Here is a 23058-nt window from a genome sequence, read left to right as displayed (position 1 = left end):
GTAATGATTATCATCACAGCTTGACCGATCGGCGGCAGGTCGAGACGCGTGACGCCTTCGATGCCGCGCCGCTCTCGGCCGTCACCTATGGGGCCCGATCGGCCGGGGGAGTGGCGGCCCACGCGTCGCGGGCGGAGACGGCGGCGTCCACCGCCGCGGTCGCGTCCGTTTCGGACGCCTCCCGTCGCCGGACGCCACTCGCCACCGACGAAGACGTCGTCGGTGTGCGGTACCTGTACGCCTGCCGCTTCAACGATTCTTCCGGCAGCGCCGTCAGACGGCCGAGGGGCCGCGATGTTCAGGATTGATGCCCATTCGAGGATGATCGTCGCGATTGCTTCGGCCTCCCGCTCGTGGTCGGTGTCGTAGGCAGTCCTCCGGAGCGCCCGTTTCATCGCATCGTCGCCGATATCCGGGTACTGATCGCTCAGCGATCGTGTGCCTGGCGTTGTGAGCCGTTGGGAAGGACGTCGCTGTCGAGAGCACCCTGATGGCCGCCGAGGATGTGGCCCAGTCCACGATCCCGTCGCTGGAGCCGTCATGTCCGGACTGTCATGCCGAGATCGGCCATGTTCACCACGAGGGGGTGCGGACGTAGCTCGCTGTTTGGCCACCGGTTCGACTGCTTATACGGCCCTGGCCTGCCCGACCTCAACCGCCTGATGACCTCAGCCACCTGGGACCCCGTTGCGCACCGCTGGACCAGCCCCGGGCACCGACACTCGCCGCCGGCGAGTGTCGGTGACGCACTGCTTCCAGTCGCCTTCGGGTTCGTAGCCCGCTATGGCGGTGAGGAGGGCGCGGTCGGCGACGGCGCGCAGGAGTTCGGCCTTGTTCCGGAAATGCCGATACAGACTCGAGGAATCGGTGCTGAGCACCGCGGCGAGCTTGCGCACGCCGAACGACTCCGCGTCGCCGTCCTCCAGGAGTTTCCTGCCGCGTCGAGGATGTCGTCGCTGGACCAGCGCCGTCGACCTGTCATCCCCCGGTACTTCTTCCCATGGCCGTCAGTGGCACAGTTTTACGATCGCACGCGCCGGGTGCAACGCCGTCGGCGCGCCTGGTTCACGGGAAGGGGGCAAGCGGCCATGGACGACTCGTACCGCCTGGAAGCAGGCTCGCCGTCGGTCGACGACTACCTGCGGCTGCGTCGCGAGGCGGGCCTCACGGAACCGGCGAGAGAGCAGGCCGAGCGCGGGGTCGACGGCGCTTGGGCCTCGGTCAAGGTGACCCACCGGCCCACCGGTGAGACCGTCGGGATGGGCCGGGTGATCAGTGACGGCGGGTGGTACTTCCACATCGTCGACATGGCCGTTCTCCCCGCCCATCAGCGGCGCGGTATCGGGGACGCGGTCCTCGACGCCCTCCTCGCCGAGATCGACGCCGCGGCTCCGGGCGCGTACGTCAATCTTCTCGGTGACCAGCCCGGGTGGCGGCTTTACCGGCGGCACGGTTTCGTCGAGACCGCTCCCGGGACGGTCGGTATGCGGCGCACATTCGAGGCGAACTCCTGACAAAGTCCGCGCCGCAGGCATGTCATTTCACGATGGCGCCGGGAATTGACCGTTCGATGGCGCCGGATGCAATAGGCGAAATGGCCGAAAATGTTTACGCCTTTTACTGCGAAGCGGCGCACATTCGGTAATTGCGGCGCACGCTGGTCCCTTTGCCGAGGTTGGCGCCGTAGACGTGCAAGGTGATGGCGACGGTGTCGCCTTCGTTGTGCACCTGGTGGATGTCGTCGGGTGGCGCGACGCCGCTGACCGACCCGGTGGGCCGTAGCCGCTGCGCCTTCCGGACCAGGCGGTCGCCGTCGATGTCGAAGATGCTCTCGGTCTCGGTTCCTTGGAGAACAAGGAATGTGCACCACACCAGATGGTCGTGGATCTCGCTGAGCTGGCCGGGCCGCCAGACCAGTGCGACGATCGAGAAGTCGGACTCGGTGTGCAGGGTGGTGCGGGTGTATCCCTCGGGGGATCCGGCTCGTTCCTCTGCGGTGAGCAGCCGCGAAGTCGGCCGGAGTTCGGTGAGAACGGCCGCCACGGCCTGTGCGGTGGCCAGGGGTTCGGACGTTCTTCCGGTGCATTGGCGGAGACGTTTTATCAGCTCGGCGAGGCCGGGTCTGGCGGTGGTTTCGGATGCGACGGTCATTTGTACTCCTTCTCGTCGCTTCTCATCGTGGTCCGTTGGCCGCCCGGCGTCCAATGACGACGTTCTTTCCTTTTCATAGGTATTCTTTATCCATGCTGAACCTGGTGCAGCTCACGGTGCTGGCGGCGGTCGCCAGGCACGGTTCGATGACCGCGGCGGCGAAGGAACTGCACTACACGCAGCCGGCGGTGAGCCACCATCTCGCGAGGTTGGAGGCGGCGACGGGGGCGAAGTTGGTCCAGCGGATCGGCCGCGGCATCCGGCTCACACCCGAAGGGGAACTGCTCGCCGCCCGCGCGGCCGAGATCGTCGGCCGGGTCGAAGGCGCCGAGGCCGAGCTGGCCGCGCAGGTGGGATTGCGCGCCGGGAGGGTCCGGCTGGCGGGGTTCCAGTCGATCTTGAGCACCATCGTCCCCGGTGCGGCCGCCGCGCTGGCCCGCGACCATCCCGGACTCGAACTGGGACTGGTCGACGAACATCCGGGCGAGGCGCTGCGCATGCTGCGGGAAGGCAGGATCGACGTAGCCCTGATCTTCCGGTACGCCGACACTCCGCGCGAGGAGCGGGGACTCCGGCTGGTGCACCTGCTGGACGACCCGATCTACCTGCTCACCAGCGAACCGGGGCAGACCATCGCCGATCACCGCGACTCGACCTGGATCGGCGGCTGCGCTCGATGCCAGGACGAACTCGTCACGATCTGCGGGCGGGCCGGGTTCGCGCCGCGGATCTCGATGGTGAGTGACGACATCGTCGTCATGCAGGCGCTGGTCGCGGCCCGGATGGGGGTGACCACGCTGCCGCGGCTCGCCCTTCGCGCGCACCGGATGCCGGGCGTCCACGCCACCGAACTGGCCGAAGACCCGCGTCAGATCTACGCCGTCACCTACGGCGATCCGCCCGCTCCGCCCGCTGCGGTGGCGCTCATCGACGCACTCCGGGCCAGCATCCGGGCTTGAGGCAGGCGTGACGTGTCCGATTGCTGGTCCAGGTCGTGAGTGGCGTTTCGGGTTCTAACCCGAAACGCCACTCACGACCCGCGCTTGGCCGGGGGCGAAGGTTCCCTTCCTGTACCTAGGCGAAGCTGACGCCTACTTCGAGGACGGCCAGTGGAAGAACACGGTCGAGGGCGGCCATGCGTAATGGGGGGGCATGTATCCACAGTGTGGAGGTTGCCGGGTTTCACAGTTGCCGTTGCGCTCTCGTAGTCGTGCGTGGCACAGGCGTGGCGAAGCAGATGCTCACACAACTGGTCACCGGGCCGGTCAGGTGGCGCTTCGACGAGGCCCTGAGAGCGCGGCGGAGGTGCTCGACTGAATCGGCGGCGACACCGGCACGTTCAGCGCGGCCACCGCGCTCGACAAGCGCTCCGATGGCTACAGCGGCGCCATCGGAGCGGTCGAGTCGTCCCCGAACTCCCCTCGGAACTCCTCGACGTACCACCACAGCAGCTCCCGTCCCTCAGCGAACAGGAATGCATGCCGCTCACGCGGGCACCCTTGCCCGCCACCAGAACCGGCCTTGCTGACCCAGATCCCAGTGCACATCACCCAGCCGGACGCCGCATAGCTCTGCCTGGACCCTGGACACCGAGGTGATCTTGGCCATCATGTAGTCCCGGACGGCCATCGGGTACTTACGGGCGTTCGGCAGATCGGCCCTCCATCTGCCGAAGAACTCCCGCATCGCCGTGCGTGACGGCGGGATCCGGAGTGTGAAGTCGCCGCAGTGCTCCAGATTGCTTCAGCTACTGAACAGCCACTGAAGTTCGGAGCGCCAATTCTCAAAGTGGGGCGAAACGAAAGACGCATTGGGTCGCAGGGCGACGAAGGATTCTTGGCCGTACCTCCAGCAGCTCCGCAGGTCCGCCATCGCACCAATCCGTGGGGCTTCGTCGCCCTTCGCCAGGTCGCGCAGCGCGGCAACGAGAAGCATTGCAACATGAAGCATTGCATTGTTACAGTCGGACGGTCATCATGCGGAGGTAGGAACCATGGCCATCAGGCAACAGCAGGCGTATCAGGACGAGGCGCTCGCCATCCGTGCCCGCGACGTGTCCTTCGATTGGACCGGCGTGCCGATCGAGTACATCCCCGGTCACTCGTACGCCACGCACTTCTGGAACGTCATGCACCTCGTCCTGCCCGAGGGTGAGCGCGCCATGGCCGACGTCCTGGGCCGGGCGCTGCCGCGGATCGAGGACCCGCGGCTGCGGGAGGAACTGGTCGGCTTCATCGGCCAGGAGGAGACCCACGCCAGCTCGCACGAGTCCTTCCGGGTGTACTTGCAGGACAACGGCGTCGACATCCCGAAGATCATGCGGCTGATGGAATTCGTCATGGACAAGGTCTTCGGCGACCACGGTCTGAACGGGCGCGCCGGGGAAGCCTGGTTCCGCGAGCGGCTGGGTCTCTACGCCGCGGCCGAGCACTTCACCGCGACAGTCGGTGAGTGGCTGCTCGACAATCGCCGGTTCGACGAGATCGGCGTGGACCCGACCATGCTTGACCTGCTCCGCTGGCACGGCGCGGAGGAGATGGAGCACCGCAATGTGGCCTACGACGTCTTTCAGTATGTCGATGGCAGCTATGCCCGGCGGGTGCGCACGGCGTTCCTCGCCTCGGCGGGCCTGCTGGTCCTCTGGCTTTACACGGCCGGCTGGATGTACGCCAGTGACCCGAGGGTGACCAGGCACCGGTGGACTTGGCCGCTAGCGTTCGTCAAGGACGTCCGTCGTGGCCTGATCCCGGGGCTCCGTTTCGTCTTCAAGGAGATCCCGCAGTACCTCCGCCCCGGTTTCCATCCCTCGCAGATGGGCCCGATCGACAAGGCCCTGCGCTACCTCGCGCAGTCTCCGGCCGCCAACGGCGGCAAGGCATGAGTGAGGCGTGTACAGCCGTGACCCGTGCGCCGTCGCGGACGTTGCGGGCGCTGGCCCGGGGTGCTCGGGCGTACTCCCAGGTGTTCGCGGCGAGCTCAGTGGCACCGTACCTCTCCAAGTCGAAACCGGTACGCCGTAAGGGATTCGAGCTGGACCTGGTCGTCTCCTCGATCACCGCCGAGGTGACGGACGTCGTCAGCTTCACGCTGCGCCGCCCGGGCGGCGGCGACCTCCCGGCCTGGGTCCCCGGTGCCCACCTCGACGTCTTCCTGCCCTCGGGTATCCAGCGGCAGTACTCCCTGTGCGGCGACCCCGCGGACCGCGGTAGCTATCGCATCGCGGTCCGCCGCATCGACGGCGGCGGTGGTGGATCGGTGGCGATGCACAGCGAGGTCGCCGAGGGCCACCCCCTCACCGTCCGCGGCCCTCGCAATGCCTTCACCTTCATCGACGTGGAGTCCTACCTGTTCATCGCCGGCGGAATCGGGATCACCCCCATCTTGCCGATGGTGCGCGAAGCCGCCCGCCGAGGTGCGGACTGGACCCTGGTCTACGTCGGCCGCTCCCTGGCCACGATGCCCTTCGTCGCCGAACTCGAGGCGATCGGCGGGGGCCGCCTGGAGTTGCGCCCGGACGACGAGTACGGCGCACCCGACGCCGCCGACCTGGTTCGGCGCGCCAAGCCCGGTGCCGCGGTCTACGTCTGCGGCCCGCCGCCACTCATCGACGCCGCACGTGCCGTCCAGCCCGCGTTCGACCCGACCGGATCGTTGCACAGCGAGCGATTCTCGGCCCCGCCGGTCGTCGGCGGCCGGCCGTTCGACGTGCACCTCGCGCGCGCCGGCGTGACAGTCACCGTCGGCGCGGGCGAGTCCGCCCTCGCCGCCATCCGCCGGGCGGTGCCCGCGGTCCGCTACTCCTGTCAGCAGGGCTTCTGCGGCAGTTGCAGGCACCGGGTGCTCGACGGGGGAGTGGACCACCGCGACACCAAGCTGCGGCCCGCCGAGCGGGAGACCGACATGCTCATCTGCGTCTCCCGGGCAGCAGGCGACCACCTCACCCTCGACCTGTGAGCCGGAGGACTTTCATGACCCAGCACGTCCGCGTGGCCATCGTCGGCGCGGGATTCGGCGGCCTCGGCACAGCCATCCGCCTCAAACAGGAGGGCATCGACGATTTCGTCGTGCTCGAACGCGCGGGGGCGGTCGGCGGCACTTGGCAGATCAACAGCTACCCGGGTGCGCAGTGCGACATACCATCGCTGATCTACTCCTTCTCCTTCGCGCCCAACCCGGACTGGAGCCGGCTTTACCCGCTGCAGGGCGAGCTGCAGGAGTACCTGCACCGCTGCGCCGTCGATTTCGGCGTGCTGCCCCACGTGCGATTCTCCACCGAGGTCACCGACGCCTCCTGGGATGACGACGCCTGCCTGTGGCGGATCTCGACCAGCACGGGCGACCTCACCGCGCGGGTTCTGGTCGGCGCCATCGGGCCCTTCAGCGCGCCATCGATCCCGGATCTGCCGGGACTCGAAAGATTCCGTGGCAAGGTGTTCCACTCGCAGGCATGGGACCACGACCACGACCTCGCCGGTGAACGCGTAGGCGTGATCGGTACCGGCGCGTCGGCCGTGCAGTTCATCCCGCGGGTGCAACCGCTGGCAGGCCGGTTGAGCGTCTTCCAGCGCACGCCCATCTGGGTGCTGCCGCACCCCGACCGCCCGGTGGGTGCGCTGACCCGTCGCCTCTACCGGCACCTGCCGGGCGCCCAGACCGCCGCCCGCAAAGCCTGGGCCCTCACCTTCGAGGCGCTCGTCCCAGGCTTCATCCACGAGCCGCGACTGCAGAAACCCCTCGGGTGGATGGCCCGGGCGCTGCTGATGCGGCAGGTCAAGGACCCGGACCTGCGGGCCAGGCTCACCCCGTCGTACGCCGTCGGATGCAAGCGGCCCACTTTCTCCAACGCGTACTACCCGGCGCTCACCGCGGCGAACACGACGGTGGTCACCGACGGGATCGTCGAGGTGACCGAGCGGGGAATCGTCACCTCGGACGGCGCCGAGCACCAGCTCGACACGATCATCTTCGGCACCGGGTTCCGGATGACCGACCACCCTGGCTTCGGCCTGATCCACGGACGCGACGGCACCAGCGTCGCCGACCAGTGGCGGGCCGGGGAGATGGCCGCCTACCTGGGTACCACCATCCACAACTTCCCGAACCTGTTCCTGATCCTTGGCCCGAACTCCGGTGTCTACACCTCGGCGGTGATCACCATCGAGAACCAGGTGGAGTACCTCCTCGACGCCCTGCGGGAGATGGAGCGCCGCGACCTGGCCGGGATCGAGGTCACGGCCGCGGCGGAGCGGTCCTTTGTGGAGTGGGCGGACCGGGGTCTGAGCCGGTCGGTCTTCCTCACCGGCGGCTGCCACAGCTACTACCTGAGCCGCGGCGGGCGCAACTTCACCCACTACCCGGGTTTCTCGGCGGGCTTTCGGGCCCGCACCCGCAAGATCGACCTCGACAACTACGTCGTACGCCGAGTGGAACCCTCCGTTGAGGATGTTCCGGCATGAGGCGGCCGACCTACGAGGTGCGCGACAAGGTCGTGCTGATCACCGGCGCCGGGTCGGGCATCGGCTTGGCCCTGGCCGAACAGCTGCACGGCAGGCATGCGCGGCTGGCGCTGGTCGATGTCAACGAGGCGGCTCTGGACCAGGCGTCGAGGGCTCTGGGCGGTGACCGGGTTTTCACCGCCGTAGCGGACGTGACCGACCGGTCCGGGATGGCCGACGTGCTGAACAGGGTGATCGCCCATCACGGACACCTCGATGTGGTCGTCGCCAACGCGGGTGTGACCCCGGCGCCGGCGACGATCAGGACCATGGACCTGGCCGACTACGACCGTGTCGTCGCGATCAACCAGACGGGCGTCCTCAACACGGTGCGGCCCGCGCTGGAGGCGGTCATCGCCTCGGGCGGGCATGTCGTCGTGGTGGCTTCGTGTGCCGCGTTCTCACCGGGCGTGGGCAGCGTGGCCTACATGTCCGCCAAGGCGGCCGCGGAACAGATCGGCCGCGCGCTGAAGCTGGAGTTGGCCCCGCACGGCGCCACTGCGGGGGTGGCGTACTTCGGTTTCGTGGACACGCCGCTGGCGACCGCGACCCTGGACGACGACCCGATCGGGCGACGCCTCGACGAACTGCTCGGCTGGCCGCTGAACCATCGGATCTCCGCCGACGCCGCGGCCGCCTCCATCGCGAACGGCATCGCCGACCGCGCGGGAGTGACGGTCGCCCCGGCCCGGTGGCTGCCCTACTCGCTGTTCCGCGGCGTCATCAACTCGGCCATGGACCGGGTCCTGGTCAGGGACCGGCGGGTGCACCAACTGATCCGCGACCTCGAGGCGCGCCGGAAGTCCGCGCGGTGACGCGCAACCAGCGGCCGAGCCTGATCAGTGGGCTCGTGGCGGCTTGTGGGCTGCGCATGGTGCGACCGCAGATCGATACCGTCCGGCTCGAGGGCGCCCATCTGCGCTATCTGCGCGGCGCGATCACCATCGCCGGGATGCTTGCCGGATGGCCAGGCACCGCGAAGATCCAGCCACTGCGGACAGCGCGGTTCGACGGCGAGTGGGTGCGGGCCCACAACGCGCGGCCGGTCGCCGCCGGCGCCGTCCTCTACCTCCACGGCGGTGGCTACGTCGCCTCGTCACCGCGCGCCTACCGGTGCGTGACCGGGCCGCTCTCCCGGCTGACCGCGCTCCCGGTGCTCGCGGTCGCCTACCGCCGCGCGCCCGAACACCCGTTTCCGGCGGCGCTCGACGACGCCGTCGCGGCCTACGAATGGCTGCTGGACCAAGGACACCAGCCGGAGCGCATCGCCATCGCGGGTGATTCCGCCGGTGGCCATCTGGCGGTCGGGTTACTGACGACCTTGGCCCAGCGGCGAAGCGCGATGCCCGCCGCGGTGACGCTGTTCTCGCCGCTGCTCGACCCCACCCTCACCGAGGCGATCCGCCGCGACGCGGTGCGACCCGACCCGGTGATGACCCCGACCTTCGCCGCGCGGTGCTCCGCGGCCTTCCACCCCGCCGCGGAGTTCGCCGACCCCCGACTTTCGCCGTTGACCGCGACCCTCGCGCTGCTGCGACGATTCCCGCCAATCCTGACCCATGTCGGCGGCACCGAGTGTTTCGCCGGGGACGCCGAGCGACTGCACGAGCGACTGGATCTGGCCGGTGTCACCAACCGGCTGTTCGTGGTGCGTGGGCAGGTGCACTCGTACGTCACGCTCAACCGGGTGGTCCCCGAGGCGAGCCTGGCGCTGCGTCGAGCCGCGATCTTCCTCCGCTCTCACATGGTCGGCACGAATGCCGAACCCGCGGTCATCCAGCCGGAGGGTGCGCTCCGGTGACGATCGGGGCGAGGTAGGCCCGGGCGAAGTCCAGCAAGTCGGCTTCGTCGTCGAGTGGGAGGTGGCCTCGGGGGGTCACGATGAACGAGTGCGCGAGCCGCACCATGACCTCCGCCCGGGCGGGATAGTCGTCCGCCGGGGGCAACAGGTTGTCCCGCACTGCCTGCTCGAGCATCTCCACGGTCCCCGCGACGGCGATTCGGATGAGCCCGGTCGCGTCGGTGGTCATCTTGGGGAGCGACGACTCCGGCTCCAACCGCAGCAGGCGGTTGATCAGGCCGTGGGACCACAGCCGGGACACCACGGTGGCGAAGGCGACCGCGACGCGGTCTGCGGCCGTGGACGCTTTGCTCGCCGTGCCGAACACATCCGCGAAGATCCGTCGCGCTTCCCGGGCGTTCACCGCTTCGACGACGTCGCTCTTGGACCCGAGTCGCCGGTAGACGGTGACCCGGTCGACTCCCGCGCGGCGGGCGATGTCCTCCAGGGTCGTCCGCCGGATGCCCACGTCCTCGAACAGTGCGAGGGCGGCGTCGAGGATGCGTTCCGTGGAGTCAGTGGTACTGGTCGTCACCCGCACCACTCTACGGACCGGCCGCAACAATCCGCCAGTTATGTTGCAATTCCGAATGCAACATTGCAACACGCAAGGTTGCATCGTACTGTTCGGCTGTGGCAGCGCCGACTTCCGAGGAGCCTTCGATGACCGACCGGCCAAGTACCCTGTGTGAAGCTTTTCAGCGCACGGCTGCCGTCGCTCCCGATGCGGTCGCCCTGCGCACGCCCGGCGATCTCGAGACGCTGACCTGGCGCGAGTACGCCGAGCAGGTGCGCCGAGTCGCCGCGGGCCTGGCCGCGCTGGGCATCGGGCGAGGTGACGTCGTCGCGCTGATGCTGTCCAACCAGGTCGGGTTCTACCCCCTGGAAGTCGGGGCGCAGCACGTCGGCGCGACTTCGTTCTCGGTCTACAACACCCTTGCCGCGGCCCAGCTGAAGTACGTCTTCGACAACGCGGGCAACCGGCTGGTGTTCTGCGAGGCCCAGTATGTCGAGCGGATCCGCGAGAGTGGCGCTGAGATCGACCACATCGTCGTCGTCGACGGGTTCGCCGAAGGTGCGATGACTGTCGCGGACCTGGTCGCGCGCGGTGCGGCGAACTACGACTTCGACGCGGGCTGGCAGGCCGTGCGGCCCGACGACATCGCCACTCTGATCTACACCTCGGGCACCACCGGCAACCCCAAGGGCGTGGAGTCCACCCACGCGAACCTGATGTACGAGGCGTACGCGTTCGCGGAGGTCCTCGACGTCGAGTTCGGCGACCGGGTCACCTCGTTCATGCCGACCGCGCACATCGCCGACCGGTTCACCGCCCTGTACCTGCAGGAGGTGTTCGGCACTCAGGTCACCACCGTCGCCGATCCGCGCCAGATCGCCGCCGCGCTGCCCGACACGCGCCCGACGTTCTGGGGGGCGGTCCCGCGCGTGTGGGAGAAGCTGAAGATGGCCATCGAGTTCGGGGTGGCCACGGAGCGGGACGAGGCCCGCAAGCGGGGCCTGCTGTGGGCGCTGTCGGTCGCGGCCAAGAAAGGCGCCGCCGAACTCGCGGGCGAGAAGCTGTCCGATGAGGACGCCGCCGAGTGGGCCAAGGCCGACCAGATGGTGTTGTCGCTGCTGCGCAAGAAGATCGGCCTCGACGAAGCGCGCTGGGCGATGTCCGGCGCCGCGCCGATCCCACCGGAGACCCTGGCCTTCTTCACCGGTCTCGGCATCCCGATCGCCGAGATCTGGGGCATGTCGGAGCTGACCTGCGTGGCCAGCGCGGCACACCCGCGCGACGCCAAGCTCGGCGCGGTCGGCAGGCTCCTGCCCGGCATGGAGGGCAAGATCGCCGAAGACGGCGAGTTCCTCATCCGCGGACCGCTGCTGATGAAGGGCTACCGCAAGGAGCCGGAGAAGACCGCCGAGGCGATCGACGCAGACGGCTGGCTGCACACCGGCGACATCATCACCATGGACGACGCGGGCTTCCTGCGGGTGGTCGACCGCAAGAAGGAACTGATCATCAGCTCGTCGGGCAAGAACATGTCGCCCGCGAACATCGAGAACACGATCAAGGCGGCGTCGCCGCTGGTGGGCGCGCTCACCGCGATCGGTGACAACCGGCCCTACAACACCGCGCTGATCGTGCTCGACATCGACGGCGCCGCGGCCTATGCCGCGCAGCGCGGGCTCACCGACGCCACCGCCGAGGCCCTGGCCGTCGACGCCGACGTCATCGCCCGGATCAGCGCCGGTGTCGCGGCGGGCAACGAGAAGCTGTCGCGGGTCGAGCAGATCAAGCGATTCACCATCCTGCCGACGTTCTGGGAGCCGGGTGGCGACGAACTGACCCTGACCATGAAGCTGCGCCGCAAGCCGATCTCCGCCAAGTACGGCCAGGAGATCGACGCGCTCTATGCCGCTGAGCCCGGCGACGGTGTGCACGAGGCCGTGGCCCGCGAGAGCCGGTAGCGGCGATGACTCGTTGGTACTCGCTCGGAGATGCCGCAGGTGACGCCGTGGCGACCGCGGCGACTCGACATGTGCACGTCGTCGAGCTCGCCGCGCCGCCTGCCGCGGTCTGGTCGGCACTGACCGCGCGCGACACGCTGGTGTCGTGGTCGCCCCTGATCACCGGCGTCGAATGGAGCACCCCACGCCCATTCGGCGTCGGCACCACGCGTGTGGTGACACTCGGGCCGGGTGTCGTCTCGTTACGGGAACGGTTCTACCGCTGGGAAGACGGCAAGCGGATGACGTTCTCCGTCGACGCCGCGACCCGGCCCCTGTTCACCACGTTCGGTGAGGATCTGCGTCTCGACGAGACCCCCGCCGGAACCCGGCTCACGTGGACCTTCGCCTACACCGGTGCCCCAGCGCTGCGCCAGGCCATGAAGCTGGGCGCTCCGCTCGCCGGGAAGCTCCTGGGCGGCATCGCGCACGGCATAAGCAAAGTGGTCGAACCGAGTATGCGGAAGGGTGTTGCCCGATGACCAAGGCACAGGTGCGCCTCCCCACAGCCGCGACGCCACCGACGTTCCAGGTGCGCTCCCCGGCGACTGGAGACATCCTCTCGCGCTACCCCGAGCACGACGCCGCCCACGTCGCGGCCGCGGTGGCGGCGGCGCGAACGGCGGCGCCCGCGTGGGCGGCGTTGAGTTTCGCCGAGCGCGGCAGGATGCTCGACCGCTGGCGCGGCGAGATCGCCCGCGGTGCCGACATCCTCGCCCAGGTGATGAACGCCGAGGTCGGCAAGCCGGTGTCGGACGCGCGGCTGGAGATCGTGATGGCCCTGCAGCACTTGGCATGGGCGGCCAAGAACGCGGGAAGCGTCCTGGGCCGCAGACGGATGTCCAGTGACCTGATGACCATCAACCAGGCCGCGACGCTGGAGTATGCGCCACTGGGTGTGGTCGGGGTCATCGGCCCGTGGAACTACCCGGTGTTCACCCCGCTCGGGTCGCTGTCGTTCGCACTCGCCGCCGGCAACGCGGTCGTGTTCAAGCCCAGCGAGTTCTCCCCAGGCGTCGGGGAGTGGCTGGTCCGGGCGTTCGAGCGAGCCGTGCCGGAGCACCCGGTGCTGCACCTGGTCACCGGGTCGGGCACTACCGGGGCGGCGCTGTGCGAGTCCGGTGTGGACAAGATCGGGTTCACCGGCTCGACCGCGACCGGCAAGGTCGTCCTCGCGGCCTGCGCGCGCTCTCTGACCCCCGTCCTGATGGAGTGCGGCGGCAAGGACGCGCTCGTCGTCGACGCCGACGCCGACCTCGACGCCGCGGCGGACGCGGCGGTGTGGGGCGCCCTGTCCAACGCCGGCCAGACCTGCCTTGGCGTGGAACGGGTCTACGTACACGAGTTGGTCTACGACCAGTTCCTCGAGCGGGTCCTGACGAAGGCCGAGGACGTGCGCGCAGGCGAGGGTGGGGGCGCGAAGATCGGCCCGATCACCATGCCCAGCCAGGTCGCGGTCATCCGCGCGCACATCGAGGACGCCCTCGACCGCGGCGGGCGTGCGGTGCTCGGCGGTCTCGACACCATCGACGGCCAGTTCGTCCAGCCGACGATCCTGGTCGACGTACCGGAGGACGCGCTCGCCGTCACCGAGGAGACCTTCGGGCCGACGATGACCATCGCCAAGGTCGACGACATGGACCAGGCGGTCGAGCTGGTCAACGCCAGCCGATACCACCTCGGCGTCACCATCTTCGCGCGCGGGCGCGGCGGGGAGATCGCCCGTCGGATCCGGGCGGGAGGCGTCGCGGTCAACGCGTTCGTCGCCTACGCCACGATCCCGACCCTGCCACTGGGCGGGGTCGGCGAATCCGGCTTCGGCCGAGTGCACGGACCTGACGGACTGCGCGAGTTCACCTACCCGAAGGCCGTGACCAGGCAGCGATTCCCGGCCCCGCTCGCACTGACCACATTCGCCCGCACCGAGTTCACCGATCGCGTCGTCCGGGTCCTGACGGCACTCCTGCACGGGCGAAACCGGTAACAGCACCGGGAACTATCGACTGGAAAGGCAGGCATCGGCGTGTCACCGCAAAGTGCGCGGTCTCCCTGGACGACGACGATCTGGCCGCGGCGCGACCTCGTGCGCACCAACGTCACCAGGAAGGGGACGCCGCACCAGGACCGAACCATCGAGCAGGGCCACCCCGACCGCGAACCGCACGCGCGCGGGTGAATTGGGTCTGAACCGCATGTCGACCCCCGAGGGGTGCAGAGGCGGCGTGCCGGCCGCCAACATCGGCTCGATCTGTGGCCTGGCCGGATTCGCCGCCCGCGCGGCGAATTGGCCGAGCGCTACGGCGAACGTTTCAGCCCGCTCGCATCGCTGCTCGAGAAGGCCGCGAAAGGCGAGACCTACCAAGTAGTCCCCGGTCGTGCCGCCGCCCCTGCCGCAAAGGCAACGACTTCCCAAGGAGCGCAATGACTTTCGAAGCCATCAGGTACGCAGTGGAGGACCGGATCGCCACGATCACCCTCGACCGCCCCGCCGCCCGCAACGGCTACACGATCCGGATGGCCGACGAACTCCCCAAGTCGTTCGCCGCCGCGGACGCCGACGAAGACGTCCGTGTCGTAGTGATCAACGCCAACGGCAAGGACTTCTGCGTCGGCATGGACCTGACTGAGGGCGGCGACGACTTCACCGCCGCAGACTGGGTGGAACCCGCGTCGCGCGCGACCAGGCCGCTGACGAAGCTGAACAAGCCAGTCATCGCGGCGGTCCACGGCGCCGCGGTCGGGGTCGGCAGCACCCTGATCCTGCCCGCCGACATCCGGATCGCCGCGTCCGACGCCCGCTTCGGTTTCGTCTTCGCTCGCCGCGGCTTGTTCCCGGAAGGTGGCTCGACTTGGTTCCTTCCGCGGATCGTCGGACTCGCGCGGGCTCAGGAGTGGATGCTCACCGGTCGACTGATCCCCGCGGCGGAAGCCGTCGCGGCCGGACTGGTGTCACAGGTTGTCGAGCCGGAAGCGCTGCTGGACAAGACGTATGAGATCGCCCGCGACCTCATCGCCAATACCGCGCCGGTGGCCACGGCGGTCGTCCGCCAGACGCTGCTGCACATGCAGGGCGAGGACACCCCGGAGGCGGCCTTCCGACTCGACTCGAAGCTGATCGCGCACGCGTTCGCGAGCCCCGACACGATGGAGGGCATCGCGGCGTTCCTGCAGAAGCGGGAACCGAGGTTTCCCGGCACGGTCGCCACCGACATACCGCAGTTCCTCCCGTGGTCGGTCCCGGCGCTCCGATCAGACTGACCAACCCCGCCAGCAGCGCACCTCGGGTGTTGGAAGCGTCGCCATACGCCTAACGAGGTCATTCGTCCCGCCCGAACAGGTCTACCTGACTCCGAGGGTTCCGGCTGCGGCTCCTCACGATTGATGAGCCGTCAGCCGAGGCGTCTGCGGCTGGCGATCGCGCCCGGCAGCAACCCCTGGTTGGTGGTGACTCGGCAGATCACCTCGGATGAGAAGGCGCTGCAGTGCATCCGCCAGCACGGCCGGCCTGTCGTCGACGAGGCCGGGGCTGTGCGGGAGCCCGTGACCAGGCTCAGCTGGGCTACGACCGGATGACCACCTGCTCCTGACACGGCGGATGCGTTCCGCTTGGCAGAATCAACCAAACGCTGCACATCATGGGCGTCGTCCCGCTTCGCAACCTGGCTGCCGGACGGATCTAGAGTCGTCGAAGGGCACGTCAAACCGGACCGAGATGCTCAAACGGCAGATGTTCGGCCGTTCCAAGCCCGACCTCCTGCGCAAGCGCACCTCTTCGCCAACCAACCGATCACGGAAAGCGTGTCAGAACCAAAACTCGCGAGGCGTTGACCCCGTCCGGCGGGTCTGTCGTCGAGTCAGCCGTTGCTGAGTATCGGTGCTCGAGAAAGGGCGGTGCGGTGACTCCTAGAACTGGTTGCTCGTTGTGCACCAGACCGAGTGCGATCGCGCAGAGCGGGTAGTCAGAGCTTGGTCTGGTACTCGCGTGCGACGTCGACCAGGAGTTGGTGCATGGCGAGTTCGGCGGGTGCGCGTAGCCGGTCCTGGCGATGCGCCAGAAGGACACGTCGTGCCGGCACGTCGGCGCCGAGGGCGAGGACGCGGACGTCCGGGTTCGGGTTCCGTACCGCGGTCCTCGGCGCGAGCGCGATTCCGAGCCCGACGCTGACCATGGCCTGCGCTTCCTGGTAGTCGTTTGCCTCGAACGCGATCTTCGGGGTGAACCCGGCCGCGCGGCAGCTGCGTTCCAGTACCTCGGCCACCGGATGGTCGTGGGCGCGGACGATCCAGTCCTCGTCGGCGAGGTCGGCCATGGTGGTGTACCGCTTGCGGGCGAGGCGGTGGTCGGCGGCGACGATGAGTACGGTCGGATCGTCCAGCAGCGGGGTCAGCGAGATGTCGGCCACGGCGACGCGGTTCCACGCGTAGTCCCACAAGAGCGCGATGCCGACGGCGGCGGCCCTCGCAGGTCACCGCCAACGCGACGTAAGTCGACCGGTTGGCGACCTTCCCGTCGCGGATCTTCACGTGAATGGCGTCGATGAAGATCACCGGATAGACCGGGTCCAGCGGCCGGTTCTGCCACTCGACCATGCCCCCGATCACCTTGTCGGTGATAGTGGAGATGGTCTGTCGCGACACCTCGGCACCATAAACCTCGGCTAGGTGCGCGGACATCTCACCGGTGGTCAATCCTTTGACAGCCAAGGAAATCACCATCTCGTCCGGGCGGGGAACTATTGGTGGTACTTCGTGGTCACCGCCGCGACGGTCGGGTACGGAGACTTCTCGCCGGAGACCACGGCAGGGCACGTCGTGGGGGCCTATGTCATCATCGGCGGGATCGCGACGCTCACCACGGTGTTCACCAAGCTCGCTTCCAGGCTCGAACAGGCGAAGGGACGGCGGATGCAGGGGATGGAGACCGTTCGGGCGAGCGGGCACACGCTCCTGATCGGCTATACGGCCGGTCGCACCGAGCGGATCGTCGCGCAGTTGCTCGCCGACGGGGTGACCGGCCTCGTGCTGTGCGCAGGCGACGACGTGCAGGTGCACCCGATGCCGTCTCAGCCGGTGGACTTCGTCCGAGGTGAACCGACCGCGGCCGACGTACTCGTCCGGGCCGCCGTCGGCGGCGCTGGCACGGTCTTGATCGACATGCGCGACGACAACGAGGCCCTGGCCGTCGCGGTGACCGTGGATCATGCGAATCGGTCGGCACACGTTGTGGTGACGTTGCGGGACATGGAGAAATCCGAGCTGGTCCGCTATGTGGATTCGAGGATCAAGTGCGTGCAGTGGCACACACCGCGGATGGTCACTGAAGAACTGACCTCGCCGGGAATCACCGAGGTGTATTCCGAGCTGATGACGGCGGGCGGGGCGGGGACGTATTCGGTGACGTTGCCGACGTCGCTGGGGAGGTTGAGTACCGAGAAATGCCGGTTGGCACTGGGGCGTGCTTTCGGGGCCACGGTACTGGCCGCGCGGACCGACGACGACCTCGTGGTCAATCCCGCCTGGGATGCCGAGCTCCCGGTCGGGGCCGTGCTCTACTACGTAGCTGCAATAGACCCGCCTTGCTGGCGCAGTAGTTCGCGCCGCCCTTCCGTGGCCGGATCGCTGTGGTCGCACCGACGTTCACGATCACGCCGCCACCCCCGAGGAGCGTGCCGGGCGCCAGTGCCCGGCTGAGATGGAACGGCCCCGACAGGTTGGTGGCCACCACCTGTTCCCAGTCCTGTTCGGTGAGTTCGAGGAACGGCCTGTCCCGGTTGATCCCCGCGTTGTTCACCAGCACCTCCGGGGTGCCGTGCTCGGCAAGGATCCGCTCGCACCCGGCCCGGATCCCCGGCGGGAACCCGAGGTCGAGGCGCACCGGGGTGACGCGGCCGGCCCGCGCGGCCAGTTCGGCGGAGCGCTCATCGCCGCGGTACAGCGCGAGCACCCGGTAGCCGAGGGAATCCAGTCTCAGACTCAGTTCCTGCCCGATCCCCCGGGTACCCCCCCGCTGACCACCGCGATCCGGTCGGTCATGCCTGGACTTCCATGAGGGCACCGCTGCGCAGTTCGGATCCCGCCGGCGCGGCGGCCGGGTCGGTACCGAGGTCGAGCACGCGGTTGTGCTCGTCGACGAACACGACGCTGGGCTCCAGGGTGCGGGCCTCGGCGTCGGAGACGGCCGCGTAGGCGATGATGATCACCAGGTCACCGGGGCTGATCAGCCGGGCTGCGGCACCGTTGATGCCGATCACCCCGCTGTCACGCGGGCCCTTGATGACGTAGGTGGACAGCCGGTTGCCGAGCACCAGGTTGTCGGTGGTGTACCAGTGTTGGTGGATCGGACGAAGCCGGCCGGCTGTGAACGCCGTGTACCGGAAGGGGGTGTCGTTCGCAGACCATGGGAAACATTCACTGGCGATGGATGAGGTTTTGTACTGCCGCCGGCTTCGCTCGCGTACGAGACTCGGGCTTTCGGATCAACTTGAGGAGGTCGATTGAACAAGATGCGAATGATTGCGGCGCTGACCGGCGCCGTCGCGCTGACTGGCCTGGCGGGGTTCTCGGCGGCGGCGAACGCTGCCCCCGAGCCCAAATCTTCCGGCTATCTCGTCGGCACGAGTGGTGGGCCGTATGGCGCGGCGGCTTCGTCAGGACGCGACCGCGATTTCGTACAGACAAACGTGGATTTTACCGTTGGGCCGAAGTATTTCAGGAGTGAGACCGCCAGCGTGCACACCACCGCGGATCCGGTGACCGGCATGTCCACTGCGGAGGCGTCATTGGCGAAGGTGGCGATGGGCTTCGGCCCGGTCAAAGAGTTCGAGATCGACGCGGCGCTGGCGAAGTGCACCGCCGGGCCAGAGGGGGTGACTACCGGCGGCGGGGCCGGCACCGCGAAAATCGCTGTCCCTGGACTAGTCAAGGTCGAGAAGAATGTGACCGAGAAGCTGCCTGACGGCGGTGTTTCGGTGGACGCGCTCCGGGTGACCTTCGGGGGTCACGAATTCAAAGCCGGGCACGTCGAGTGTCACCCCGGAGTCAAACCCGTCGACACGCCGGTGATATCGACCTCGGTGGGCGCGGGTGCGGCGGCGGTGGGCGCGGGCGCGGCGGGTGTGTTCTTCCTGCGTCGTCGCCGTAACGCGGGCGAAATCTAGCGGGAATGGTCTTCGCGATCGTCGTCGCTTTGTCACTGACACTCAGCATCGTCTTTCTGGGCTACATGGTGGTCTTATCGATCACCTATCTGCGTCGGAGGCCAGGCGGGGAGGGTAGTGCGGAGGATTTCGAGTGGCACTTTCTCATACCGTGCAGGGATGAGGAAGCCGTCATCGGAGCCACGCTCGCATACCTCCGGGTGGCCTTTCCCGGCACACATGTGTGGGTCGTCGATGACGCGTCCGAAGACAGCACCCGCTCGGTCGTTTCGCGGCTGGCTGCGACCGACGACGCCATCCACCTGATCAGTCGTGAGCTGCCGAATGCCCGCACGGGCAAGGGCGACGCGTTGAACGCGGCGTACCAGCGTTTGCTGGGAACGACGAGAGACGCCGGGCGCACGATCGTGGGTGTCGTCGACGCCGACGGTAGGCCCGCCTCGAACTGCCTCGCCGTGCTCGCCGCGGAAAGATTGTTCGGGCGCGCGGCCGTCGGCGCCGTGCAGATCGAAGTACGCATGATGAACCGGTCGGCACGCACTCCCTTGCCAGGCAGGGGGCGGACGAAGAATCTGTTCGCCCGCACGCTCGTGCGGATGCAGGACCTGGAGTTCCGCGGCCCGATCGCAGCGTTGCAACTACTGCGCCGCCGTGCGGGCACCGCGGCCATGGGTGGGAACGGACAATTCACCCGGCTCTCGGCATTGCGGGATATAGACTGCGGCGATGGCAGGCCGTGGCGCGGCTCGCTGCTCGAGGACTTCGAGCTTGGAGTGCACCTGCTGCTGGCTGGCTCGGCCACCGAGTTCACTGTAGACACCTGGGTCGAGCAGGAGGCGTTGCCTGACTTCCGTCGGTTCGTCACACAACGCACACGCTGGGGTCAGGGCGTGATGCAGTGCGCGCGGTATCTGCCGAGGCTTTGGCGGTCGGACCACCTCGGGAATCTCGCCGTGCTCGAAATGTCGTACTACCTGTTCCAGCCGTGGCTACAGTTGCTGGGGACGTTTGTCTTCCCCATTCCGATCGTCGTGTTCGCGGCCGGGATTGCCGACCGACCGGATGCTATGTGGTCCTCCCTTTCTGAAGGGTTGTGGGCGTTGTTGCTTGCGTATCTGCTGATCGGGATCGGGCAGTTCGCAATCTGGGGCGTGTTGTACAGGAACCGGTCGGAGCGAGGAAAGTCCTTTGCGCGCTCGGTCGGCTGGGGGCTTGCGTACGTCGGCTATGTCTACGTGTTCTACCTGACTTCGTGGCGAGCGGCGACCCGGCTCGTGCTGCGGCGCAATGGATGGGCGAAAACGAGACGTAATAGCGAAGTTGTCCTCTCCGGCCCGGTGGCGAAGGAAGCATGACCACAATCGTCAGATACTCGACGGTGGCACTCCTGCTCACCGCGACCGTGACCGCCGTGGTGTTCAACACCGTGGTCCGTGGCTGGGAGGCGTGGGTCGCAGGACCTGTCGTCTCGTGGGTGACTGCGGGCGGCACCGAGGTGAACCCGGAAATGGCGATCGTCTATTTCGGCGTTGGCACCCCGGATCCGCAGGGCCTGCTGGTCACCCCGGAATGTACGTTCGTGCTGCTGTTCGCGCCACTGGTGCTGCTTGCTGGTGTGGTGCTATTGAGTGACCGCCTGCCGCTCACCCGCACGCTCGCGGGCTTGGCCACGGGTGGTCTAGTTCTGGTCGCGATCAACGAGATCAGGTTCGGGCTGATCGGCTGGGCAACCCAGCGCTTCGGACCGACGGGCTACGCCTGGACACACTCGCTGGTCGGCTCGCTGCTCAGCCTCGTCGGGATGGCGCTTGCATTCGGAATCTTCCTGCTCATCCTCCGGCGCGCCCGAAACACAACAAGGAGGACGGAAACGTGAAACCCGAGGTGCATCTCGTCGCGGGAACCCGGCCGGAGGCGGTGAAACTGGCCCCGGTCGCGCTTGCGATGCTCCGCAAAGGACGAATGAGGCCGGTGATCGTGGCCAGCGGACAGCACCCGGAGCTGGTCCGGCAGGCACTGTCCGCTTTCGATCTGAAGCCAGACGAGGAGCTCGACTGCCCACGCGCGACGGGTGGACAGGCTGAGCTCTACGGCAATCTTTTACCGGAGTTGGACCGGTTATGGTCGTTCCGTCCGCCCACCGCGGTCGTCGTCCAAGGTGACACCGCCACGGCTCTCGGTGCCACGTTGGTCGCGTTCTGGGGCCGGATCCCGATTGCGCACCTCGAGGCGGGGCTTCGTTCAGCCGACGTGCGGTCGCCGTTTCCCGAAGAGGCCAACCGCCGCCTTATTTCATTGCTGGCTAATCTGCACCTCGCGCCGACCGAACGCGCTGCGCGAGCGCTTGTCACCGAGTGTGTCGAGCCAGACAAGGTACTGGTCATCGGGAACACTGTGGTGGATGCCCAGTTGGCGGTAGCGAGGGCGAACCGGCCGTTTCTGGAGGAGCGGCTAAGCGCCGTTGAAGCCAGGACGAAGTCCGGCGCCCGGCGGCTGATCCTGTTTACCATGCACCGGCGGGAGTCATGGGGCGAGCCGATGGCGGCCGTGCTACGCGCCGTACGCACGTTGCTCCGTCGGTATTCGGATGTCGAAGTGGTGTTGCCCGCACATCCCAACCCTCGGGTGCGCTCCGTGGTCGAGACCGCGTTTGAAGACGAACCGCGGGTGCTGGTCACCGGGCCGCTCGACTACTCGGACCTGATCCGGCTCTTGCGCGTCTGCGCGCTGGTGCTCTCCGATTCCGGTGGTATTCAAGAGGAAGCGCCGACATTTGGCGTGCCGGTGGTTGTGCTGCGTGAGGTCACCGAACGAGCCGAGGGTATCGAGAGTGGATGTGCGGTGCTTGCGGGTACGGACGAAGATCAGGTGCTGCGCCTCGCGGGTGAGATCCTCGACGGTTCGGTGCCGACAGCGGCCGCAAATCCCTACGGTGACGGTCATGCGGCTGGCCGGGCGGAGCAGGCACTAGCTTGGATGATGGGGCTGTCGCTGGACCAGTCCCATCGGTTCGTGGCTTGCCATGCAGTTGTCCGGTGACGCGGACCTGTATCGGTGATCGCAGTTCTAGCTGGATGTCCCGTGCCTGTGGGGAGAGCAGCTTGCTGACTTGGTGCGTGCTGGTGTGGTGCAGTGCGGCGAGATAGGCGTTGGCCGGCCCCGGGGTGGTGCGGTTATTGCCCATGACGCCGGGCAGCGGTTGCTGTCCGGCGTCATGGCGGCGCAGCAGTGCGGTCAAGCCGGTGATGGCCTCCGGGTTGTCCTGGTCGCGGATGCCCGCGCGCAGCCGTTGGTATTCGGCCCAGCTGGCGATGATGTCGTTGGCGAAGTCCTCGATGAACCGCATCGCCCAGATCAGTAAGAGCGGCATGACGGCGGGATGGATCGGCGCGGTGCTGTTCTCGTTGCTGCCCTCGGCCGGCGGCAGGAAGTCTTGCATCCCAGTGGATTCCCAGGGTGGCATCGGGATGCGGTCGGCTGGGGGCAGGTGTGGCGCGGCGCCCCAGAGTCTGCTCACCGCATAGAGCGCGGCAGTGAGGGTGGTTGTGGCAACGCGTCGGTCCTTCACGTGCCGGGCGTAGTCGGTGAGCGTGTCGTCGTCGAGCTGGTAGATGCCTCGTTGGTGCAGTCCAGGTCGAAGGAGTGGGACTTGCAGTCGAGTTCGCCGTTCGCCAGATTCGCCGCGGCCTTGGGCGCCGTGGGAAGTTCGGTGTTCGTGTCCGCGGGAATCGGCTATGCGCTGATCACCCTCAGCGGGAAGGTGCTGACACCTGCCGAAAGTGTGGCCTTCCTGGGGTTCTGGGGCGTGCTCATGGGGGTCGCCAGCGCTCTTTCGCCGATCGAGCAGGAACTGTCCCGGCAGGCCGCGGCCGCCTCGACCTCAGGCACCCCGCTCGGCGCG

Annotated in this window: 24 protein-coding genes and 3 pseudogenes; 19 read left to right on the top strand and 8 right to left on the bottom strand. The window is 67.8% G+C overall.

Annotation, left to right across the window (positions count from 1 at the left end):
* Positions 1-20 precede the first annotated feature (20 nt).
* Positions 21-308 (top strand): hypothetical protein, encoded by a 288-nt coding sequence (locus tag ACLJO0_RS11820; RefSeq protein ID WP_410578288.1) that lies wholly within the window; start codon positions 21-23, stop codon positions 306-308.
* Positions 309-668: 360 nt separating this feature from the next.
* On the opposite strand, the gene ACLJO0_RS11815 is transcribed toward ACLJO0_RS11820, so the two are convergent.
* A complete protein-coding gene (locus ACLJO0_RS11815; RefSeq protein ID WP_410578287.1) occupies positions 669-896 on the bottom strand; it encodes a TetR family transcriptional regulator in 228 nt (75 codons plus the stop codon).
* 192 nt (positions 897-1088) lie between these two features.
* Here ACLJO0_RS11815 and ACLJO0_RS11810 point away from each other — a divergent pair, with 192 nt between their 5' ends.
* Positions 1089-1514 carry a GNAT family N-acetyltransferase gene (locus tag ACLJO0_RS11810; RefSeq protein ID WP_410578285.1) on the top strand — a complete coding sequence of 142 codons (426 nt, stop codon included), beginning with the start codon at positions 1089-1091 and terminating at the stop codon, positions 1512-1514.
* Positions 1515-1617: 103 nt separating this feature from the next.
* On the opposite strand, the gene ACLJO0_RS11805 is transcribed toward ACLJO0_RS11810, so the two are convergent.
* On the bottom strand, positions 1618-2151 hold the full coding sequence (locus ACLJO0_RS11805; protein ID WP_410578283.1) for a cysteine dioxygenase: 534 nt from the start codon (positions 2149-2151) through the stop codon (positions 1618-1620).
* Positions 2152-2243: 92 nt separating this feature from the next.
* Here ACLJO0_RS11805 and ACLJO0_RS11800 point away from each other — a divergent pair, with 92 nt between their 5' ends.
* A complete protein-coding gene (locus ACLJO0_RS11800; RefSeq protein WP_410578281.1) occupies positions 2244-3110 on the top strand; it encodes a LysR family transcriptional regulator in 867 nt (288 codons plus the stop codon).
* Between the two features lie 526 nt (positions 3111-3636).
* Here ACLJO0_RS11800 and ACLJO0_RS11795 read toward each other — a convergent pair.
* Positions 3637-3837: a hypothetical protein gene (locus tag ACLJO0_RS11795; RefSeq protein WP_410578280.1), complete on the bottom strand. Its 201-nt coding sequence runs from the start codon at positions 3835-3837 to the stop codon at positions 3637-3639.
* A 307-nt stretch (positions 3838-4144) separates the two neighbouring features.
* Here ACLJO0_RS11795 and ACLJO0_RS11790 point away from each other — a divergent pair, with 307 nt between their 5' ends.
* The 5 genes from ACLJO0_RS11790 to ACLJO0_RS11770 are packed head-to-tail and all read left to right on the top strand — an operon-like array spanning position 4145 to position 9447.
* On the top strand, positions 4145-5032 hold the full coding sequence (locus ACLJO0_RS11790; protein ID WP_410578279.1) for a metal-dependent hydrolase: 888 nt from the start codon (positions 4145-4147) through the stop codon (positions 5030-5032).
* A 17-nt stretch (positions 5033-5049) separates the two neighbouring features.
* Entirely contained in the window at positions 5050-6105 is a 1056-nt protein-coding gene (locus ACLJO0_RS11785) for a PDR/VanB family oxidoreductase (protein ID WP_410578277.1), read from the top strand.
* 14 nt (positions 6106-6119) lie between these two features.
* The gene (locus ACLJO0_RS11780) at positions 6120-7607 is read left to right on the top strand and encodes a flavin-containing monooxygenase (protein ID WP_410578275.1); all 1488 of its coding nucleotides are present in this window, start codon (positions 6120-6122) and stop codon (positions 7605-7607) included.
* Positions 7604-8461, top strand: a complete 858-nt coding sequence (locus tag ACLJO0_RS11775) for a short-chain dehydrogenase/reductase (protein WP_410578274.1) — start codon at positions 7604-7606, stop codon at positions 8459-8461. Before ACLJO0_RS11780 ends, ACLJO0_RS11775 begins: the two co-directional genes overlap by 4 nt.
* Positions 8458-9447 carry an alpha/beta hydrolase gene (locus ACLJO0_RS11770; protein ID WP_410578272.1) on the top strand — a complete coding sequence of 330 codons (990 nt, stop codon included), beginning with the start codon at positions 8458-8460 and terminating at the stop codon, positions 9445-9447. Before ACLJO0_RS11775 ends, ACLJO0_RS11770 begins: the two co-directional genes overlap by 4 nt.
* Here the strand turns inward: ACLJO0_RS11770 and ACLJO0_RS11765 are convergent.
* A complete protein-coding gene (locus ACLJO0_RS11765; protein ID WP_410578271.1) occupies positions 9419-10021 on the bottom strand; it encodes a TetR/AcrR family transcriptional regulator in 603 nt (200 codons plus the stop codon). The two genes, ACLJO0_RS11770 and ACLJO0_RS11765, sit on opposite strands and share 29 nt — an antisense overlap.
* A 128-nt stretch (positions 10022-10149) precedes the next feature.
* Here ACLJO0_RS11765 and fadD11 point away from each other — a divergent pair, with 128 nt between their 5' ends.
* The 4 genes from fadD11 (at position 10150) to ACLJO0_RS11745 (ending at position 15258) form a co-directional block, all read left to right on the top strand.
* Complete coding sequence (gene fadD11 / locus ACLJO0_RS11760) at positions 10150-11961, top strand: fatty acid--CoA ligase FadD11 (protein ID WP_410578269.1); 1812 nt, start codon at positions 10150-10152, stop codon at positions 11959-11961.
* Positions 11962-12008: 47 nt separating this feature from the next.
* Positions 12009-12482: an SRPBCC family protein gene (locus tag ACLJO0_RS11755; RefSeq protein WP_410578268.1), complete on the top strand. Its 474-nt coding sequence runs from the start codon at positions 12009-12011 to the stop codon at positions 12480-12482.
* Entirely contained in the window at positions 12479-13984 is a 1506-nt protein-coding gene (locus ACLJO0_RS11750; RefSeq protein ID WP_410578266.1) for an aldehyde dehydrogenase family protein, read from the top strand. The genes ACLJO0_RS11755 and ACLJO0_RS11750 overlap by 4 nt, the downstream gene beginning before the upstream one ends.
* A gap of 437 nt (positions 13985-14421) precedes the next feature.
* On the top strand, positions 14422-15258 hold the full coding sequence (locus ACLJO0_RS11745; RefSeq protein WP_410578264.1) for an enoyl-CoA hydratase-related protein: 837 nt from the start codon (positions 14422-14424) through the stop codon (positions 15256-15258).
* 701 nt (positions 15259-15959) lie between these two features.
* On the opposite strand, the gene ACLJO0_RS11740 is transcribed toward ACLJO0_RS11745, so the two are convergent.
* Both ACLJO0_RS11740 and ACLJO0_RS11735 read right to left on the bottom strand, forming a co-directional pair.
* On the bottom strand, positions 15960-16433 hold the full coding sequence (locus ACLJO0_RS11740; protein WP_410578262.1) for a LysR substrate-binding domain-containing protein: 474 nt from the start codon (positions 16431-16433) through the stop codon (positions 15960-15962).
* A 16-nt stretch (positions 16434-16449) separates the two neighbouring features.
* Positions 16450-16785 (bottom strand): annotated as a pseudogene (locus ACLJO0_RS11735) (transposase); the annotation flags it as partial.
* Between ACLJO0_RS11735 and ACLJO0_RS11730 the strand changes: the two are divergent.
* A pseudogene (locus ACLJO0_RS11730) lies at positions 16717-17565 on the top strand (ion channel); the annotation flags it as partial. The pseudogenes ACLJO0_RS11735 and ACLJO0_RS11730 sit on opposite strands and share 69 nt — an antisense overlap.
* On the opposite strand, the gene ACLJO0_RS11725 reads toward ACLJO0_RS11730, so the two are convergent.
* Positions 17507-17944 carry an SDR family NAD(P)-dependent oxidoreductase gene (locus ACLJO0_RS11725; protein WP_410578260.1) on the bottom strand — a complete coding sequence of 146 codons (438 nt, stop codon included), beginning with the start codon at positions 17942-17944 and terminating at the stop codon, positions 17507-17509. The pseudogene ACLJO0_RS11730 and the gene ACLJO0_RS11725 overlap by 59 nt on opposite strands.
* An 85-nt stretch (positions 17945-18029) precedes the next feature.
* Positions 18030-18305 (bottom strand): aspartate 1-decarboxylase, encoded by a 276-nt coding sequence (locus ACLJO0_RS11720; protein ID WP_410578259.1) that lies wholly within the window; start codon positions 18303-18305, stop codon positions 18030-18032.
* A 189-nt stretch (positions 18306-18494) separates the two neighbouring features.
* On the opposite strand from ACLJO0_RS11720, the gene ACLJO0_RS11715 reads away from it, so the two are divergent.
* From ACLJO0_RS11715 to ACLJO0_RS11690, 6 genes and pseudogenes are all read left to right on the top strand, one after another.
* Positions 18495-19157 carry a hypothetical protein gene (locus ACLJO0_RS11715; protein ID WP_410578257.1) on the top strand — a complete coding sequence of 221 codons (663 nt, stop codon included), beginning with the start codon at positions 18495-18497 and terminating at the stop codon, positions 19155-19157.
* A gap of 5 nt (positions 19158-19162) precedes the next feature.
* Positions 19163-20512, top strand: a complete 1350-nt coding sequence (locus ACLJO0_RS11710; protein WP_410578255.1) for a glycosyltransferase — start codon at positions 19163-19165, stop codon at positions 20510-20512.
* Entirely contained in the window at positions 20509-21033 is a 525-nt protein-coding gene (locus ACLJO0_RS11705; protein WP_410578254.1) for a hypothetical protein, read from the top strand. Before ACLJO0_RS11710 ends, ACLJO0_RS11705 begins: the two co-directional genes overlap by 4 nt.
* Positions 21030-22196: a non-hydrolyzing UDP-N-acetylglucosamine 2-epimerase gene (wecB, locus tag ACLJO0_RS11700; protein ID WP_410578252.1), complete on the top strand. Its 1167-nt coding sequence runs from the start codon at positions 21030-21032 to the stop codon at positions 22194-22196. The genes ACLJO0_RS11705 and wecB overlap by 4 nt, the downstream gene beginning before the upstream one ends.
* A gap of 143 nt (positions 22197-22339) precedes the next feature.
* Positions 22340-22681, top strand: coding sequence for a hypothetical protein (locus ACLJO0_RS11695; protein WP_410578250.1), 342 nt, complete (start codon positions 22340-22342; stop codon positions 22679-22681).
* 125 nt (positions 22682-22806) lie between these two features.
* Positions 22807-23058 (top strand): annotated as a pseudogene (locus ACLJO0_RS11690) (hypothetical protein); the annotation flags it as partial.

This window comes from Amycolatopsis sp. lyj-108, from assembly GCF_046549005.1.
Taxonomy (GTDB): Bacteria; Actinomycetota; Actinomycetes; order Mycobacteriales; family Pseudonocardiaceae; genus Amycolatopsis.
Note: the sequence above shows the minus strand (reverse complement) of the source record. Positions and strands in the feature narration are given on the sequence as shown.

What these genes read in the sequence shown, in the direction of transcription:
- ACLJO0_RS11810 (WP_410578285.1), top strand. Translation starts at nt 1,089, where the DNA reads ATGGACGACTCGTACCGCCTGGAAGCAGGCTCGCCGTCGGTCGACGAC.
- ACLJO0_RS11805 (WP_410578283.1), bottom strand. Translation starts at nt 2,151, where the DNA reads ATGACCGTCGCATCCGAAACCACCGCCAGACCCGGCCTCGCCGAGCTG.
- ACLJO0_RS11800 (WP_410578281.1), top strand. Translation starts at nt 2,244, where the DNA reads ATGCTGAACCTGGTGCAGCTCACGGTGCTGGCGGCGGTCGCCAGGCAC.
- ACLJO0_RS11795 (WP_410578280.1), bottom strand. Translation starts at nt 3,837, where the DNA reads ATGCGGGAGTTCTTCGGCAGATGGAGGGCCGATCTGCCGAACGCCCGT.
- ACLJO0_RS11790 (WP_410578279.1), top strand. Translation starts at nt 4,145, where the DNA reads ATGGCCATCAGGCAACAGCAGGCGTATCAGGACGAGGCGCTCGCCATC.
- ACLJO0_RS11780 (WP_410578275.1), top strand. Translation starts at nt 6,120, where the DNA reads ATGACCCAGCACGTCCGCGTGGCCATCGTCGGCGCGGGATTCGGCGGC.
- ACLJO0_RS11775 (WP_410578274.1), top strand. Translation starts at nt 7,604, where the DNA reads ATGAGGCGGCCGACCTACGAGGTGCGCGACAAGGTCGTGCTGATCACC.
- fadD11 (WP_410578269.1), top strand. Translation starts at nt 10,150, where the DNA reads ATGACCGACCGGCCAAGTACCCTGTGTGAAGCTTTTCAGCGCACGGCT.
- ACLJO0_RS11750 (WP_410578266.1), top strand. Translation starts at nt 12,479, where the DNA reads ATGACCAAGGCACAGGTGCGCCTCCCCACAGCCGCGACGCCACCGACG.
- ACLJO0_RS11745 (WP_410578264.1), top strand. Translation starts at nt 14,422, where the DNA reads ATGACTTTCGAAGCCATCAGGTACGCAGTGGAGGACCGGATCGCCACG.
- ACLJO0_RS11710 (WP_410578255.1), top strand. Translation starts at nt 19,163, where the DNA reads ATGGTCTTCGCGATCGTCGTCGCTTTGTCACTGACACTCAGCATCGTC.
- ACLJO0_RS11705 (WP_410578254.1), top strand. Translation starts at nt 20,509, where the DNA reads ATGACCACAATCGTCAGATACTCGACGGTGGCACTCCTGCTCACCGCG.
- ACLJO0_RS11695 (WP_410578250.1), top strand. Translation starts at nt 22,340, where the DNA reads ATGACGCCGGGCAGCGGTTGCTGTCCGGCGTCATGGCGGCGCAGCAGT.